Raw genomic sequence first — 14749 nt, 5'->3', positions numbered from 1 at the left:
TCTGTCTGGCGGAGGCATCCAACCAGTGCACATCACAACCGAGCGGTTGATTCTGCGGGAGTTCGTTCCGGATGATTGGCAGGTGATGGCGCGCTACTGGCGCGACGAGCGCTACCAGCAGTTCTATCCGCAGAACGATGACTCGGATGGCATTGTGCGCGGACTCGTCGATCGCTTCGTCGCGGCGCAGACGACCGAGCCACGTCTGAACCACCAGCTCGCCATCGTTGAGCGTGCCTCGGGCGCGATGATCGGGAATTGCGGCATTCGCATCAACGATCCTGAAATCGGCGAGGCGAACATCGGCTACGAGCTCGACCCGGGCTATTGGGGCCGCGGATATGCCACCGAAGCGGCGTCGGCGATCGTGCGCTTCGGGTTCGAGGATCTCGCGCTGCATCGCATTTGGGCGGAGTGCATCGCCTATAATCGCGGATCGTCACGGGTGATGGAGAAGATCGGTATGCGTCGGGAGGCGCACATTCGCGAGCACCAGCACTTCCGTGGCCGCTGGTGGGACACCTTCACCTACGCCATTCTGAATCATGAATGGCAGGCAAACAGAAAGTCAAACTAACTGAATCGTCGGAAACTGATACCAACAAATACGCATCACCCTATTGACAGTCTATACATACACCGCATACCCTGCTGTTCATCGTCGCCGGTTGAACAATTCCCATTCGACATCTGTGTATGCAGGTTGTTGGTACGTGTGAATGGTGCTCAGGTCGGCAGCGGCTGCCGTAACGGCATACCACTCACACCACATGCGGGAATCAATTCTGCCGTGACCAGCGTCGGCGCTGGTCGATTTCGTGTACCGACCCGGGGCAAGGGCGGGCGCGGAATCAGGCAGCCGACCGGCATTTGCCGGATCTTGCCCGCGGCGGATAGGCCCGTCGGGGCAGGGCGGCCTGGCTGGATGGTGAGGGGAAGGAGTCTCCCGATGGTTCGAGTTACTCCCGCGTCCGATTCGGTTGAGGATCTCTGGAGCGAGATTCGCGCCGGGCGTCTCAGTCGGCGCAGCTTGCTGCGTCGCGGTGCGGCGCTCGGGTTGAGTGCGCCGGTCATTGCCACGCTGCTGGCCGCCTGCGGTGGCGATGACGACGACGACAGCTCTGATTCTTCGAGTGGCGAGGCAACCACCGCCCCGTCGGCGACCGAGCCACCCGCCACCGAGGCTGAGCCAACTGCCACGGCTGAGGAGGCAGAGGAAACCGAGACTGACACCGAAGAGGCATCGCCAACGGCCGAGCCCGAGGAGCCAACTGAGCCCGCCGAGCCGGCCGCCGAAGCAGGCGGCGGCGGACAGCTGCGCATTCTGCAGTGGCAAGCCCCGACGATGCTCAATCCGCATCTGGCAACCGGCTATAAGGACTACGATGCTTCGCGCATCGCCTACCAGCCGCTGGCCGACTTCACCCGTGAAGGTGAGCCGGTGCCGGTTCTCGCCACTGAGTTTCCGACCCTGGCGAATGGTGGTGTCACCGACGACGGGCTATCGGTGACCTGGAAGCTCCGAGAAGGTGTTACCTGGCACGATGGTACGCCGTTTACGTCCAAGGACGTGAAGTTCACCTGGGAATACTCAACCGATCCCGATACCGCATCGGTGACGTCCGCAGTGTTCGCACCGATTGCTTCGATTGATACTCCGGACGATTACACGGTCGTGATCACGTTCGCCGATCCAAACCCGGCCGGATTCGAAATCTTCACTGGCCGCAACGGCATGATCATCCCGGAGCACGTGTTCCGAGACTTCATGGGGACTGAATCGCGCAATGCCCCGGCGAATCTCAGCCCGGTCGGCACGGGACCATTCACTGTCACCGAGTTTCGTCCGGGTGACGTCGTGCTCTACGATCGCTACGACGGTTACTGGGAGGCCGGCAAGCCGTTCTTCGACACTGTTGAGCTGAAGGGCGGCGGCGACGCGCTGTCGTCGACTCGCGCCGTCATGCAGACCGGTGAGGCTGACTGGGCATGGGGTGCCGGTGGCGACCCGAAGGTCATCGCCGAGCTGGAGAAGGAGACCGCCGGGAAGCTGACCAAAGTCTCCGCCATCACCGGCGACAAGATCGTCGTTCAGTTCGCCGACCCGAACACCGAGGTCGACGGCGCTCGCGCCGAGCCCGGCACCCACCATCCGCTGTTCCAGCACCTTGAGGCGCGCCAGGCGATCGCCCTTTGCGTCCCGCGTGATGTGATCGCCAGCGAGGTCTACGGCAACGGTGCCGTGCCGACGTCGAACAACCTGGTTGCTCCGCCGCGCTTCAACTCTCCGAACACGAGCTGGGAGTTCAACACGGACAAGGCCAAGGAGCTGCTGAGCGCTTTCCCGGAAGCAGCCGGATACAAGCTGCTGTTCCAGACGTCGGTCAGCTCGACGCGGCAGAAGGCGCAGGAAGTCGTCAAGCAATACCTGGAGCAGGTTGGCTTCGAGGTTGAGTTGAAGTCGGTTGACGCCGCTGTCTTCTTCTCGGCTGATGCCGGCAATCCGGATACCTACACCAAGTTCTACGCCGACCTCGAGATCTTCACCTACGCGCCAGATAGCCTCTACCCGATCGGCTACATGCGGCGGTACGCGACGTCCGGTATCGCTCAGAAGTCGAACAGCTGGGGCGGGCTGAACGTGACGCGCTACTCCAACCCGGAGTACGACGCGTTGCACGAGCAGGCGAAGACGGAGATGGATCCTGATACGCAGGACGAACTGTTCATCCAGATGAACGACATCTCGGTGAACGACGTCGTCGAGATCCCGATGGTTATCCCGCAGGGCCTGACCGCCGCTGCGGCCGACCTGACGGACTACAACCCGACCTCCTGGACCGGCCCGTACTGGGACATCCAGAACTGGCGCCGCGACGGCTAGGTTTTGAAGCAATCGCAGGTCATCGACACCGCCGGCCACAGTCGTGGTCGGCGGTGTCCTGTTGTTGATTCAGCCTGGCAGTACGAGCAGGTGCCGGTGTTCGTCGCCCACGTCCCGAACAGCGTGAATGAGCGCATTGGCTGCGATGTGCTTTATGCGACAACTGCCGGGTGACGCGAGCATCCCGCGCAATGAAGCCAGGCTGGCACCCGAGTCTCGCCCGCCAACGATCAGAACATCGACATTCTCCGGGATGAATGAACGTATCGTGTCCCCGCCAGTCGTGCTGTTACGCAATGTCAATCGGCTGAACGCACACAGGCACGGCGATACTCGATCGTGCTCGCTGTATGCTTGACCACGTGGCGAATCGTGCTGCGGACACTGATGGACGGAGTGGGGTGGGGCTGGTGTCGACCGAGAGTCTGGTGATCTCATTTGATGACGTGCAGAACGCCGCCGAACGCTTGCGCGGTATTGCTAATCCGACGCCGGTGCTGCAGAGCCGGACGCTGAATGAGATGACCGGCCGGAACATCTATCTGAAATGCGAGAATTTCCAGCGCGCCGGTGCGTTCAAGTTTCGCGGCGCATACAACGCCATCAGCCGCCTGGATGACGATGCCCGAAAGCGCGGCGTGGTCGCATTCAGCAGTGGTAACCACGCGCAAGGAGTGGCGCTTTCCGCCCGCCTGCTTGGCGTTCCAGCAGTGATTGTCATGCCGGACGACGCGCCGCATGTCAAGGTCGATGCGACTCGCGGCTATGGTGCCGAGGTCGTCTTCTTCGACCGTCACAAGCTGGACGGCGCAGACTACCAGCATGTTGTCGCTGCTGAGCGCGGCATGGTCGTCATCCCGCCGTACGACAACGCATTCATCATGGCCGGGCAGGGCACCGCCGCACTCGAGCTGCTGCAGACCGCGCCGGAGATCGACACGCTCGTTGTACCGATCGGTGGCGGTGGGCTGATCGCCGGTTGCGCGGTTGCCGCCAAGGGCTTCCGCCCGTCGGTCCGCATCTTCGGCGTCGAGGCAGAGGGTGCCGACGACACGAAGCTGTCGCTGGCAAAGGGCGAGCGCGTGACCGTCCCGCCGCCCGAGACGATCGCCGACGGCACGCGCTCGCAAACACCGGGCGAGCTCACCTTCCCGGTCATGCAGGCATTGCTTGAGGACGTCCTGATCGTCAGTGACGAGCAGGTGCTTGACGCGCTGCGCTTTGTGATCACGCGCATGAAGATTGTGATCGAGCCGAGCGGTGCCGTGGCAGTTGCTGCGGCTATGTCCGGACTGTTGCCCGACGACGCGCGGAATGTCGGTATCATCATCAGCGGTGGAAATATCGATCCGTCTGTCCTGGCTACGCTCTGGGGGTAGTTGCACCCGTCTTGTTCTTATAAGGAACAACGTCGGCGGTCACGATGTTGCACCAGTCAGCGCGCAACGGATATGCGCGAGACAGGATGACGTGCAATGAGTATGCAATCTGCCGCCTGGCGCTCGATGCGCAGCTCCGGGAATGATCGAGCGAACGAGCGGCCATTCTCGATGGAGACACTCCGCCGCATCGGCGGGTTTGCCCGTCCTCGCCGACGTCTGATCGTCGGTTTCCTGATCGTCAGCATCATCATGGCGGCGCTCGCGGTTGCCACGCCGGTGCTGGCCGGTCGGGTCGTCGACGCGATCGTGTCAGGGGAGTCGTCGCGCTCCGTTATCCGGCTAGCTGCACTGATCGCGGCCATCGCCATCCTTGAGGCGGGTCTCGGGATCCTCAACCGCTGGCTGTCGTCAAACATCGGTGAGGGTTTGATCCTCGACTTGCGAACGGCAGTCTTCGATCACGTTCAGCGCATGCCGGTCGCGTTCTTCACCCGCACCCGCACCGGCGCGCTCGTCTCACGCCTGAACAGCGATGTCATGGGTGCCCAGCGTGCGTTCAGCGACACACTCTCCGGCGTCGTCAGCAACATCGTCATGCTCCTGCTGACCCTCGCCGTCATGCTCAGCATCTCCTGGCAGATTACCGCACTGGCGTTGGCATTGTTGCCCATCTTTGTTCTGCCATCGCGGCGCATCGGTCGGAGGCTGGCGGCGTTGCGGCGCGAGGCGGCTGACTACAACGCGGCCATGAGCACCCGCATGACCGAGCGCTTCTCCGCACCAGGCGCGACGCTGGTCAAGCTTTACGGTCGGCCGGATGAAGAGTCGGCTGAATTCGCCCGCCGTGCGGCGCGTGTTCGCGACATTGGCGTTCGCGCGACAATGCTGCAGGCGGTCTTCGTCACGGCGCTGACGCTCGTGTCGGCACTGGCGCTGGCGCTCGTCTACGGCCTCGGCGGCTTTTATGCGATCCGTGGCCAGCTTGAGGCCGGCTCGGTCGTCGCGCTCGCTCTGCTGCTAACCCGCCTCTACGCCCCGCTCACGTCACTGGCCGGTGCGCGCGTTGAGGTCATGGGCGCGATGGTCAGCTTCGAGCGCGTCTTCGAGGTGCTCGACCTGCCGCCGTTGATTGCTGAGAAGCCGGATGCGCGCGAGGTCCCGCTGGGTCCGGTGTCGATCGAGTTCGACCACGTCTCGTTCAGCTACCCCGCCGCCGACAAGGTGTCGCTGGCTTCGCTGGAAGAGGTCGCTGTCCTCGACACACGTGGCGGCATCGAGGTGCTGCACGACATCTCCTTCCGTGCCGAGCCGGGTGAGATGGTCGCGCTCGTCGGCTCGTCCGGCGCAGGCAAGTCGACGATCGCGCAGCTTGTCCCGCGGCTCTACGACGTTGATTCCGGCGCGATCCGGCTGGGCGGCGTCGATGTCCGCGACCTGTCGCTGGCCTCGATCCGCGCCACCCTCGGCATGGTGACACAAGACGGCCACCTGTTCCACGAGTCGATCCGCGACAACCTGACGCTGGCTCGACCGGACGCGGCCGACGACGAGCTCTGGGATGCCCTGCGGCGCTCTCGGCTGGCAGACATCATCTCGGCACTGCCGGATGGACTGGACACGATCGTCGGTGAGCGTGGCTACCGGCTGTCCGGCGGCGAGCGCCAGCGACTGACAATTGCTCGCTTACTGCTGGCCCATCCGCGCGTCGTCATCCTCGATGAGGCGACTGCGCACCTCGACTCGACCTCGGAAGTCGCGGTTTCGGCCGCGCTGAACGAGGCGCTGGAGGGTCGCACGGTCCTCGTCATCGCCCACCGTCTCTCGACTGTCCGCGCCGCCGACCTCATCCTCGTCATCGAGCATGGCCGCATCGTCGAGCGCGGCTCCCACGTCGACCTGCTCGCCCACTCCGGCCGCTACTCCGAGCTCTACCGCACCCAGTTCGCCCACGAGGAACCACAAGCGGCGGATTGAGGCGGGATGTTGCCGCCCAGGTAGGGACGTATCGCATACGCCCGTTTGGCACGCACCCCTTTGGCATCAGTTCCTCCACCGCGTTGACCATGCGAGCACGCACGCCCGAAATCTCCCCTCCGTTGGACTGGGCCGAACGGGTGGGAGATCTCTCACTGCCGGGTGCCCCCTGGGCGGCAGATGACAGGAGAAAGGGTTGGCTGCCGAGCCAGCGGGTCGACTGCCTTCAGCAATGGCGAGCAGTCCGGCCCCACAGCCACCACCGTGTCCTGTCATCTTGAGGTCGCAACCGAAAGATCCTCCACCTGTTGGATGCTGGTCGGACAGGGATGGATTCTTCACCGGAGGGCTCGCTGTGCCACGAATGGCAGAGGCAGGGGCGCGGCTACGGGTAGTCCGGGTGTCAAGCTCGGGAGATCTTCGGTTGCGACCTCAAGATGACAGGGGAACATGGAGGTTACCAGTCCAGCGAGTCGGCAATGCCAGCAATGGCGAGCAGTCCGATCCGGCAGCCAACACCTTGTCCTGTCATCTGCCGCCCAGGGGGCACCCGGCAGTGAGAGATCTCCCTTGCGTTGGACTGAGTCAAACGGGTGGGAGATCTTTCGGTTGCGACCTCAAGATGACAGGGAGCGGGGTGGCTGCTGCTCCCAAAAGTACGGTCTATTGAAATATGTAAGCCTGTTCGGCATGCAAGATGCAGGGATTAGTTGTCAGTATTGATTACACGTCCTTCCCCGTGTTAACGCACGGAGCACGTCATGTCGAACAGAGCATCAAAGCCAAATGGGAGTCGAGGAAATGTCATCAGCCGAGCAGGATCGTCACATTCTCGGTATGTTGCGCGATGAACGCATCGAGTGCCTGTTGAAACGCGACAGGATCGTTGCGCTGATCTTCCGGAAGATTGTTCGTAATCCACGCGTACACATGTGACCGAGTGAGCGCGGTTCGATACACCTCAACCGCCTCCGGTTGATCGGCGAATTCCTCGGGAGAAACTCCGAGCTGAGCTGCTGCGGCAGCATAAACTTCCTTCGCCCCCGGGTCATCAGATGTGAGGAACATCTGTTGCTGCGTCTTTGCAAACGCGACTGCCTCGTCTGTCGTCGCCGCGAGTCCCAGATCTTCCGCCGCAGAAAGAATGACTTGTTCTTGAATGAGCTGAGCTAGTGCCTGTTTCTCGACGCTATCTGATGCCTGCGGTTTCGTACTCCAATCCATCGCTGATGGACTTACCGTAAGTGCATATACACGTTGCGCGAGCGACTTCCCTGAGATTTGCCTGCCATTCACAGTAGCGACGCTTTCAGGGTACTCGTGACCGTCTTGAGCAAGGACCTGAACGATGACCTCGCTCGAGTCTGGTGATTTCATTGTGTGAGTTGCAACACTCGAAACGCTGACGAACGTACCAAGCAGGACGATGCCAATGAGCATCAAGCCATAGCGAATATGAGTGTGGGTGGCAAGGATTGATGGCATGTATCTGACTCTGACGCGAGGCTTCAACCAGAGATATCGATTCTGGCGACGGCGAGGCGTATCCCGCACTACCCGTAGCGCTTAGAAAGATCGTGACACGAGACACGGGATCTGTCAAAAAGGACGGCCCGAAACCTGTACCGTGTCTCGTTGACACACTAGCACGGGCGTTCTATCATCACTCGGAATATCTCGTACGTACGCGGCCAACTCCTCGGTGGCCGTGTCACTTCAAGCGTGAGGAGCGGCACCCGACGAGCAAATGCCGAAGGATTCACCCCGGTTATCGTGGCAAGTGCTTGGCACGCTGCGACATCTACAAGGACCTGACAGGTGACACTTTCAAGTACGATCCCCGAACAGGTTGTCCGTCATGAGATTCGCTCGTCGGTGACGATTGATGAGCGCAAGGACAACGTCATTACGGCGGAAGGGCTGGTCAAGAAGTATCGTCTTGGCAAGTCCGAAGTGCTGGCGCTGAACGGTCTGGACCTGACCGTGCCGACCGGTTCGGTCATCGGACTGCTCGGCCCGAATGGTGCCAGCAAGACGACGACTGTCCGCATTCTGACGACGCTCCTGCGTCCCGACGGTGGTCGGGCAACCGTCGCCGGTTTTGACGTTGTCCGGGATGCCCAGCAGTTGCGCTCGGTCATCGGGTTGTCCGGGCAGTACGCGGCGGTCGATGAGAACCTGACTGGCCGCGAGAACCTCTACCTGTTCGGCAGGCTCTACCAGCTCTCGAAGGCTGACGCGAAGCGCCGCGCCGATGAGCTGTTGGCGCAGTTCGATCTGGTTGATGCTGCCGACCGCACGATCAAGACCTACTCCGGTGGCATGCGGCGTCGGCTCGACCTGGCTAGCGCGCTTACCGGCAGGCCGCGCCTGCTCTTCCTCGACGAACCGACGACCGGCCTCGACCCGCGCAGTCGCCTCGACCTGTGGGACGTCATTCGTGACCGGGTTCGTGAGGGCACGACGATCCTGCTGACGACGCAGTATCTGGAGGAAGCTGACGCGCTGGCCAACAGCATCGCCGTCGTCGACCACGGTCGGATCATCGCCCGTGGCACGGCAGACCAGCTCAAAGCGCAGATCGGCGGCGAGCGCATCGAGGTTGTCGTCCGCGACGCGAGCGATATTCCCAGCGCCGTGGACGTCCTTACTCGCAACGGCGATGGCGATCACTCGATCGACCAGCACACACGGCGGATCACCGTCGCAGCACATGGCGGTGCCCAGCGCCTCGCGCAGGTGCTTCGCGAGCTGGACGAAGTCGGAGTGCAGATCGACGACATCGGCCTGCGCCGACCGACGCTGGACGACGTCTTCCTCACGCTGACCGGCCATGCAACCGAGGACGACGCGGGCGGCGAGCAGCAGGCACGGAGGAGCGCATGAGCACATCGAGCTATCCGTCGCGGACGGGCGGTCCGCAGCAGGCGATCAGCGATGGCCTGATCATCGCCTGGCGCAATCTGAAGCGCGTGCCGCGCATCCCGGAGTTGGCGATCTTCGCCATCATCCAGAACATCGTCTTCGTCGCGCTGTTTGCCTTCGTGTTCGGCGGTGCGATTCCGCTGCCCGGCGGCGGCTCGTACCGCGAATTCCTGATGCCCGGCATCTTCGCGCAGACCGCCGTCTTCGCTGCCTCGATGACGGCGATCGGCATGACCGATGACATCAGCAAGGGCATCCTCGATCGCTTCCGCTCGCTGCCAATGGCGCGCTCTGCTGTGCTCAGTGGCCGGGCGTTGTTCGATCTGGTCTACAACGCCGGCACGCTGATCGTGCTGATGCTCTCCGGCCTGGCGGTCGGCTGGACCGTCCACACCGATGTGCCGAGCTTCTTTGCCGGCGTGGCGCTGCTGCTGGCGTTCGCCTTCGCCATGTCGTGGGTCGGTATCGTCCTCGGTCTGTCGTTGCGCACCGTCGAGTCGGCCCAGCAGGTCGGCTTCATCTTCATCTTCCCGATGACCTTCATCTCGAACGTCTTCGTCCCGCCGCAGACGCTGCCGTCCTGGCTGCGCCCTGTCGCGGAGTGGAACCCGGTCAGTGCGCTGACGGCGTCGGTCCGCGACCTGTGGGGCAACCCGAACCCGTTCGCCGCCGGTGGATTTCCGGCCGAGCATCCGGTGTTGCTGACGCTGATCTGGATCGTCGCAATCATCGCTGTCTTCGGCCCGCTCGGCGTTCGCCGCTACCGCCTGCTCAGTCGCTAACTCTGCAAAACACATCTCAGCCTGACCGAGAGCCGCCCGTCTGGAACCAGAAAGGCGGCTCTTCCGCGATATAGTGAGCCGGGCATACAACGAGGCTGATGATGGCAGGAGAGGGGTGGACGATGGATCGGGTGAGCTGTGCGGTGATCCCCGGCGATGGGATCGGGCCGGAGGTCGTGTCAGAGGGATTGCGCGTGCTGCGGGCCGCCGCCGAGATCGACGGTGGGCTGGAGTTCGACTTCACCGAGTTTCCCTGGAGTTGCGAATATTACGCACGCAACGGCGAGATGATGCCGGCCGATGGCCTCGACACGCTCAGCAGCTTCGAGACGATTTTCCTCGGCGCAGTCGGCTATCCCGGCGTGCCGGATCACGTCTCGCTCTGGGGCTTGCTGATCCCGATTCGGCGGACGTTCCAGCAGTATGTCAATCTGCGCCCGGCCCGCCTGTTGCGCGGCGTGCGCTCTCCCTTGCGCGAGCCCGGTACCATCGACCTCGTCGTCGTCCGTGAGAACTCGGAGGGCGAGTACTCCAGCATGGGCGGACGGCTGCACGGTGGCACACCTGCCGAAATGGCGATCCAGAACACCGTCTTCACCCGCATGGGCGTCGAGCGTGTTGTGCGCTACGCCTACGAGCAGGCCCGCTCGCGGCGCGGCCACCTGACCTCGGCGACGAAGTCCAACGGCATCAACATCACGATGCCGTACTGGGATGAGGTGGTCGCAGCGGTCGGTGCCGAATACCCCGATGTCACGACCGACCAGTACCACATCGACGCCCTGTCAGCGTTCTTCGTCACCCGCCCGGACTCGTTCGATGTCGTTGTTGGCTCGAACCTGTTCGGCGACATCCTGTCCGACCTGGCTGCTGCGGTGATGGGCGGCATCGGCATGGCACCGGCTGCCAACCTCAACCCGGAGCGGCGCTTCCCGTCGATGTTCGAGCCGGTCCACGGTTCAGCACCGGACATCGCCGGTCGCGGCATCGCCAACCCGATCGGCCAGATCTGGACAGCCAAGATGCTCCTCGATCACCTCGGCCGCGAAGAGCTCGGCTCGGCGTTGCTCGACAGCATCGAAGAGGTGCTGGCGCGCAGCGAATCGCTGACACCAGACCTGGGCGGTCGCGCGACAACCAGCGAGCTCGCCGACGCGATCATCGCCGAATTCCGGTCGCGAAGCTAATCGCCACGCGCCAGGCCCGCAGGTTGCGCGCGAGAGCGAGAGGAGGAGGGCGTGTGGCACGCGATTGCCGCAGCCCTCGTTGCCTGTGCCATTGTGCCGCTGACGCTTATCTACTACCGCTGGCTGGCGCGCGCCATCGCCCCCCGCGTGTTATGGCTGCCGCTCCCAGTCGGGATGACGATCATTGCCTGCTGCGTCGCGGCACCGTGGCTGGTAGTGCTGGCTTTGGTGTGGACATGGGGATAACGGCGCACATGCTAGACTCGCCAACATTAGGTCGTGGTGGTGGGATCGGAGATGCGGAATGGCTGATCAGAGGGTTGTGCTGGTCGATGGCGGCGATCTGACGATTGCTGATGTCATTGCGGTTGCCCGGGACGGGGCGCGCGTTGAGCTTGGCGAAGATGCCGTTCAGAAGATGCGCCACACTCGCGCGTACATTGATGCTGCCGCCGCAAGTGACCGTCCGGTCTATGGGGTGACAACGGGCTTCGGTGGGTTGGCGCGTGTGCTGATCCCAGCGGATGCGCGAGCCGAGATGCAGCACGCCATCCTGCGGTCGCATGCAGCAGGGATGGGTCCGGCGATTGAGCCGGAAGTGGCGCGGGCGCTCATCCTGCTGCGCGTCGCGACGCTTGCGAAAGGTTACTCCGGCGCGCGACCGATCGTCGCTGAGCAGTTCGTGAAGCTGCTGAACGCCGACATCACGCCCTACATTCCTGTATTCGGCTCGTTAGGTGCAAGCGGCGATCTCGCACCGCTCTCCCACGCTTCGCTGCTCCTGATCGGTGATGGCTGGGTCGTTGACGAGCATGGCGCGCCACTACCGGCTGCTCCGGCACTGGCGGCTGCCGGAATCGAGCCGATCACACTGGAAGCCAAAGAGGGACTGGCGCTCATCAACAGCACCGATGGCATGCTCGGGATGCTGGCGATGGCGATTGTTGATGCCGAACGGCTCTTCCGCACTGCCGACGCGATTGCCGCGATGACGGTCGAGGGCCTGCTCGGTACCGACCGCCCATTCGCCGCCGATCTCCAGGCGCTACGCCCCCACCCCGGTCAGGCGAAGAGTGCCGAGAACCTGCGCAAGATGCTGGCCGCGTCGCCGCTTGTCGCCGCTCACGACGACGTTACCCACGGCGTCCAGGACGCCTACTCGCTGCGCTGTCATCCGCAGGTGATCGGTGCGGCGCGTGACACGCTCGACTACGTGACCGTTGTCGCCGAGCGCGAACTGGCGTCGGCGGTCGACAATCCGGTGATCCTGCCGGATGGACGCGTCGAGTCGGTCGGCAATTTCCACGGCGAGCCGCTTGCCTTCGCTTGCGACTTCCTGACCATCGCCGCCTGCGAGGTTGGCGCGATCTCGCAACAGCGCGTCGACCGCATGCTCGACGCGACGCGGTCGCGCGGGTTGCCAGCGTTCCTCTCGACTGATGCGGGAGTCAATTCCGGCCTGATGATCGCGCAGTACACGGCGGCGTCGATCGTTGCTGAGAACCGGCGGCTGTCGCATCCGGCTAGCACCGACTCGATGTCGACATCGGCCGGGCAGGAAGATCATGTTTCGCTCGGCTGGGCCTCGGCCCGCAACCTGCGGCAGGTGCTGACGAACTTGAGCCGCGTCCTCGCCGTCGAAGCGATGGCGTCCGGGCTCGCGATCGACCTGCGCGATCCGCTGCAACCTGGCGCTGGCTCGCGAGCCGTGCTCGATATGCTCCGGTCGGAGGTCCCCGGACCCGGGCCGGATCGCTTCCTCGCGCCGGAGCTAGCGGCCATCACCGACATGATCCGCGACGGTCGATTGCTGGATGCCGCCGAAGGTCGGGTTGGCGCGTTTGCCTGACCGTCTGATCCTATTCGTTCAGTGATTCCAGCGCCTGCTCAAGATCGGCGATCAGGTCGCGGGTCGATTCGATACCGACCGAGAGCCGGATCATGCCCGGGTGCTGCGCCCACGGTGAGCCGGGGATCTCGGCCATCAGTTCCGGCGCAGACTCCAGCCACGCGGTCGGCGGGAAGATGAGCGACTCGATGCCGCCCAGGCTGGTTGCGAGCAGGAACAGCTTCGTGCGCTCCGACACGCGCCGCGCCGCTTCCGAGCCGCCCTCGACCTCGAACGACACCATGCCGCTATAGCCGGTCGACATCTGGTGCGAGGCGAGCTCGTGGCCGGGATGGCTGGGCAGGCCCGGATAGATCACGCGGGTGACGCCGGGACGGCCTTCGAGCCACTCGGCGATGGCCTGAGCGTTGGTCATGTGCTGGCGCATGCGGACGCCGAGCGTACGGATGCCGCGAATGAGCAGCCAACAGTCGAAGGCGCTCGGTACCGCGCCGAGGTTGTACTGCCGCTCGCGGATCTCCGCCGCCAGTTCCGGCGTGCGCGAGATGACCGCGCCGCCCAGCAGGTCGCTATGGCCGCCGAGGTACTTGGTCGTCGAGTGGACGACGAGGTCGATGCCGAAGTCAATCGGATTCTGGCAGTAGGGCGAAGCAAACGTGTTGTCGACGACGGTAATCGCACCAGCCGCTCGGCCAATCTCGGCCATCGCGGTGAGGTCAACGATGTCGAGCAGCGGGTTCGTCGGGCTTTCGATGTAGATCATGCGCGTGTTCGGGCGCACAGCCGCCTGTACTGCTTCGATGTCGGTCAGGTCGACGATGGTCGTCTCGATGCCGTAGCGCGGCAGGTCGTTGGTGAAGATGTCGTAGGTCGTCAGGTAGCAGTCGAAGCCGACGATGGCGTGGTCGCCACTGGAGAGTAGCTGCATCGCCGCGTTCACCGCCGCCATGCCGGAGGCGAATGCCGCCGCCTCAACGCCGTGCTCGATCTTCGCCAGCAGACCTTCCAGCGCATCGCGCGTTGGGTTGGATCCGCGCGAGTAGCGGTACCTGGCGTCGTCGTTGATGCGCTCACGGACGAACGTCGAGGTGGGGTGAATCGGCGGCGTCACTGCGCCGGTTGCCGGGTCGGGGCCGGGGCCGCCGTGGATCAGCAGTGTGTCGACATCGAGGTTCTGGTGATCGGGCATCTTGGGTTTCTCCTCTTATGTACGGGTCGTGCGACCTGGTATATCCATTTCGAAGTGCAGCGACTCGGATGGTCCGTCGCGATCATCCAGAATGAGCCGAGTCGGCATCGCCCGCCAGAATGCCTCTGCACCCGGGGAGCGCGGATCAGTGTGCAGGATCAACACATCGTAGCTGTCCTCGCCAGCGACGAAGCGCACGGCCTCATCGACGAGGCGCCGCGCCAGACCGTTGCGGCGATAGGCGCGGTCGACATAGACGCGGACGATCTGGGCGGACCGCTCCGGGTCGTAGCGCTCGACGAGCCAGGCGTGGTTGAACTCGGGCTTCAGTCCACCGGAGCGCACACCGGCGCTCGCCGCGATTGCGCCACTTGCGTCGTCGACGGCAACGAACAGCGCGTTGCGTGGGTTATCGATGTAGGTCGCCTGCATCTGATCGACATCGCCGTGGAATTCGGGACGGTAGCCATAGCCGAAGTCCTGCTCGAAGATGCGGATCATCAGGTCGCGCGCTGCCGACACGTCCGCCGTCGTCAACGGTCGAATCGTGAACGATCGCTCTGGTTGGTTGGTCATC

General features: G+C 63.5%; 13 protein-coding genes. 10 read left to right on the top strand and 3 right to left on the bottom strand.

The features are described from left to right. The first annotated feature begins 25 nt into the window (after positions 1 to 25). The 5 genes from M9890_03155 to M9890_03135 all read left to right on the top strand — a co-directional run bounded on the left by M9890_03155 (position 26) and on the right by M9890_03135 (position 6240). Entirely contained in the window at positions 26 to 577 is a 552-nt protein-coding gene (locus M9890_03155) for a GNAT family N-acetyltransferase (GenBank protein MCO5175960.1), read from the top strand. Positions 578 to 949: 372 nt separating this feature from the next. Then, complete coding sequence (locus M9890_03150; GenBank protein MCO5175959.1) at positions 950 to 2884, top strand: peptide ABC transporter substrate-binding protein; 1935 nt, start codon at positions 950 to 952, stop codon at positions 2882 to 2884. Between the two features lie 3 nt (positions 2885 to 2887). Continuing rightward, positions 2888 to 3058 carry a hypothetical protein gene (locus M9890_03145; GenBank protein MCO5175958.1) on the top strand — a complete coding sequence of 57 codons (171 nt, stop codon included), beginning with the start codon at positions 2888 to 2890 and terminating at the stop codon, positions 3056 to 3058. 236 nt (positions 3059 to 3294) lie between these two features. Then, entirely contained in the window at positions 3295 to 4263 is a 969-nt protein-coding gene (locus M9890_03140; GenBank protein ID MCO5175957.1) for a pyridoxal-phosphate dependent enzyme, read from the top strand. A 96-nt stretch (positions 4264 to 4359) separates the two neighbouring features. Beyond that, complete coding sequence (locus tag M9890_03135; protein MCO5175956.1) at positions 4360 to 6240, top strand: ABC transporter ATP-binding protein/permease; 1881 nt, start codon at positions 4360 to 4362, stop codon at positions 6238 to 6240. An 807-nt stretch (positions 6241 to 7047) separates the two neighbouring features. Here the strand turns inward: M9890_03135 and M9890_03130 are convergent. Further along, positions 7048 to 7725, bottom strand: a complete 678-nt coding sequence (locus tag M9890_03130; GenBank protein ID MCO5175955.1) for a SurA N-terminal domain-containing protein — start codon at positions 7723 to 7725, stop codon at positions 7048 to 7050. Between the two features lie 333 nt (positions 7726 to 8058). Here M9890_03130 and M9890_03125 point away from each other — a divergent pair, with 333 nt between their 5' ends. The 5 genes from M9890_03125 to hutH all read left to right on the top strand — a co-directional run bounded on the left by M9890_03125 (position 8059) and on the right by hutH (position 12983). After that, positions 8059 to 9126: an ATP-binding cassette domain-containing protein gene (locus M9890_03125; GenBank protein MCO5175954.1), complete on the top strand. Its 1068-nt coding sequence runs from the start codon at positions 8059 to 8061 to the stop codon at positions 9124 to 9126. Next, complete coding sequence (locus tag M9890_03120) at positions 9123 to 9947, top strand: ABC transporter permease (protein ID MCO5175953.1); 825 nt, start codon at positions 9123 to 9125, stop codon at positions 9945 to 9947. Before M9890_03125 ends, M9890_03120 begins: the two co-directional genes overlap by 4 nt. Before the next feature lie 122 nt (positions 9948 to 10069). Further along, a complete protein-coding gene (locus M9890_03115) occupies positions 10070 to 11134 on the top strand; it encodes a tartrate dehydrogenase (GenBank protein ID MCO5175952.1) in 1065 nt (354 codons plus the stop codon). A 51-nt stretch (positions 11135 to 11185) separates the two neighbouring features. Next, positions 11186 to 11380, top strand: a complete 195-nt coding sequence (locus M9890_03110; GenBank protein MCO5175951.1) for a hypothetical protein — start codon at positions 11186 to 11188, stop codon at positions 11378 to 11380. Positions 11381 to 11438: 58 nt separating this feature from the next. Further along, positions 11439 to 12983 (top strand): histidine ammonia-lyase, encoded by a 1545-nt coding sequence (gene hutH / locus M9890_03105; protein MCO5175950.1) that lies wholly within the window; start codon positions 11439 to 11441, stop codon positions 12981 to 12983. Between the two features lie 10 nt (positions 12984 to 12993). Here the strand turns inward: hutH and M9890_03100 are convergent, their stop codons facing one another. Further along, entirely contained in the window at positions 12994 to 14172 is a 1179-nt protein-coding gene (locus tag M9890_03100) for a PLP-dependent aspartate aminotransferase family protein (protein ID MCO5175949.1), read from the bottom strand. A 15-nt stretch (positions 14173 to 14187) separates the two neighbouring features. Beyond that, positions 14188 to 14748 (bottom strand): GNAT family N-acetyltransferase, encoded by a 561-nt coding sequence (locus tag M9890_03095; protein MCO5175948.1) that lies wholly within the window; start codon positions 14746 to 14748, stop codon positions 14188 to 14190. Position 14749 lies beyond the last annotated feature (1 nt).

It is taken from the genome of Thermomicrobiales bacterium, from assembly GCA_023954495.1.
Lineage (GTDB): Bacteria > Chloroflexota > Chloroflexia > Thermomicrobiales > CFX8 > JAMLIA01.
This window is presented reverse-complemented; position numbering and strand designations above follow the sequence as displayed.